The organism is Amycolatopsis sp. CA-128772 (assembly GCF_002904295.1).
Lineage (GTDB): Bacteria > Actinomycetota > Actinomycetes > Mycobacteriales > Pseudonocardiaceae > Amycolatopsis.
Map to the genome: position 1 here is coordinate 1 of NZ_PPHG01000113.1, position 2454 is coordinate 2454.

The following is a 2454-nucleotide window of genomic DNA, read 5'->3' on the forward strand; positions in this document are numbered from 1 at the left end:
GTCCGGTGGAACCGTTCGATCTTGCCATTGGTCTGCGGCCGGTAAGGCCGGGTCCGTTTCGGGCTGATGCCCAGCTCGGCGCACGTGTCCCGCCAAGCATGGGAGCGGTAGGCCGAGCCGTTGTCCGATAACACGCGCTCGACGGTGACGCCCAGGTCGGCGAACCAGGACACCGCCCGGCGCAGGACCGCCGTGGCGGTGGCGGCGGTTTCGTCGGCGTGGATCTCGGCGTAGGCGACGCGGGAGTGGTCGTCGATGACGGTGTGCACGAACGCGGTCCCGGTGCGGGGCTTGTAGTCCGCGCCGCGGGGCAGCCCCAGAGTGGCTCGCTTGTTGACCTCGCCCTATTGCCGGCCGACGTAGCGGTGCCCGCCGCCGTCGGGGATGTTGCCGAACTTGGTGACATCGACGTGCAGCAGCGACCCGGGGTGGTCGTGTTCGTAGCGGCGCAGCGGTTCGCCGGTGACCCGGTCGATACGGGACAGGCGGTTGATCCGGCAGCGCACCAGGACCACGTGCACGGTGGATGCGGGCAGGCCGAGCCGGCCGGCGATCTGGACCGGGCCCAGCCGCTGCCGCCACCGCAGCTTCACGATCGCCCGGACCACCGGCCCGGGTGTGCGGGCCGGGCTGTGGTGGGGCCGGCTGCTGCGATCAGCCATCCCGGCTGCGCCCTCGTCGCGGTAGCGCTTGGCCCACTTCGCCGCGGTCTTTGCGGCGACCATGAATATCTTCGCTACTTCGGCGCAGGTCCAGCCTTATTCGACGATCAGGCGTGCCAGTCGTAGCCGGGTGCGTGGGGTCAGGGTGGCGTTAGGGTGGGACACGAAGGCCTCCGGTGGGTGAAGCGGTTCCTCGACAGCTCCACTTCACAGCCGGAGGCCTTCACCTATCAGCACGACAGGCCGACACCGGGTCACCTCAACTCGGGACAACGTCCCTGGACATCACAACTAGGTCATCAACGAGAGCCAAAGGCGATCACATCGTCGACCGGTCGGTTCGCGCGGGCGCGAAGGGATCGAGCTGGCCAACGGACGCCGTTCGGTCTGGTCGCCGGCGTGCACGTTGGCTGTACCGCCTGCGCCTCGACGTCGACGACCGGTTGCAGGCGGGCATGGCGCACGTCAGCGACCACATGGTCCATGACGAAACCCAAGCCCGGTTCGGCGGCATCGGTGATTCCGGCGGCGACAGCCGCTCCGGCGCCACGGTGAGCCTCGAAAATTGCACAGGTATCCGTTGATCACGACCCGGCGCATCCAGAGCGGGCCGATGCTCTAGGCTCAGCCGTCTCTCGACGTGACCTGGATGAGCAAGCGCTCATTCGCCACAATTGATGAATCTACGGCCGCGCGGCTGATCGACGCCGCCATCAGCGACGACGTCGGCAAGGGAAAAGTCCGGGTCGCGGGAGTGGCGTGGGCGCTGCACACCGGCGTCGCGAAGGTGGAGGTCCGCGTCGACCAAGGCCCCTGGCAAGAGGCCATGCTCTCCCACGAGGTCAACCTCGACACCTGGCGGATGTGGTGGGCCGAGGTCGACCTGCTCGCCGGGGTGCACCAGGTATTCTGCCGCGCCACCGACAAGTCCGGCTACACCTAGACCGACATGCGGGCGGGCACCGTCCCCGACGGTGCGACCGGCTGGCACAACGTCACCTTCACCGCCGCTTGAAATTTTCTTCCCGATCGGCCAATCCGTGTCCCCAAGGGTTCCGAATCACCGGCAACAAAACGGGAACCGCTGAGATCTCGTTCCCACCGCGCCATCCGATGGAGTGAATTTCATGACCAAGCTTCGTATCGCTGGCATCGGCCTCACCGCGGCCGCAGCCCTCACCCTGACCGCGTGCGGCAGCAGCAACAGCGGCTCTTCGGCCTCCAGCAGCGCCCCCGCCCCCTCCACCTCGGTGCCCGCCCCGAGCACCGCCGGATCGACGGGCTCGCCGGACGGTGTGACGACCAACGCCGATGTGTTCGGTCCGGCGTGTTCGCAGCTGCCGCAGGGTTCCGCGCCCGGCTCGCTGGATTCGATGGGGCCGCAGCCGGTCGCTTCGGCCGCGTCGACGAACCCGCTGCTGACCAAGCTGGTGGCGGCGGTGAAGGCCACCAACCTGGTTGACACGCTCAACAGTCAGCAGGCCATCACGGTGTTCGCGCCGGCGGACCCGGCGTTCGCGGCGTTGGGTGACGCGAAGTTCGCCGAGCTGGCGGGCAAGCCCGATCAGCTGGCGCCGATCTTGCAGTACCACGTCGTGGGTAAGCGCTACGACGCCAAGGGTCTCGCCGCCGCTGGCACGCTGGAGTCGCTCAACACCGCCGGGGGCCCGCTGAAGATCGAAGGCTCCGGCGAGAACATGACCGTCAACGGCGCCAAGATCCTGTGCGGCAACATCCCCACCAAGAACGCCACCGTGTTCGTCATCGACAAGGTCCTCACCCCCGGCACCAA

Annotated in this window: 2 protein-coding genes and 2 pseudogenes; 3 read left to right on the forward strand and 1 reads right to left on the reverse strand. The window is 67.9% G+C overall.

Features of this window, described 5'->3' with window-relative positions:
• Window positions 1-827 (reverse strand): annotated as a pseudogene (locus tag C2L59_RS46375) (IS481 family transposase); the annotation flags it as partial.
• A gap of 290 nt (window positions 828-1117) precedes the next feature.
• On the opposite strand from C2L59_RS46375, the gene C2L59_RS50010 reads away from it, so the two are divergent.
• From C2L59_RS50010 to C2L59_RS46385, 3 genes and pseudogenes are all read left to right on the forward strand, one after another.
• Window positions 1118-1246 carry a hypothetical protein gene (locus C2L59_RS50010; protein WP_255410389.1) on the forward strand — a complete coding sequence of 43 codons (129 nt, stop codon included), beginning with the start codon at window positions 1118-1120 and terminating at the stop codon, window positions 1244-1246.
• A gap of 140 nt (window positions 1247-1386) precedes the next feature.
• Window positions 1387-1677, forward strand: a pseudogene (locus C2L59_RS46380) (molybdopterin-binding protein); the annotation flags it as partial.
• A 112-nt stretch (window positions 1678-1789) separates the two neighbouring features.
• A partial coding sequence (locus C2L59_RS46385) for a fasciclin domain-containing protein (protein ID WP_103355963.1) occupies window positions 1790-2454 on the forward strand: 665 nt, incomplete at its 3' end.

Coding starts and splice junctions, on each gene's coding strand:
- C2L59_RS50010 (WP_255410389.1), top strand. CDS start 1,118: ATGGCGCACGTCAGCGACCACATGGTCCATGACGAAACCCAAGCCCGG.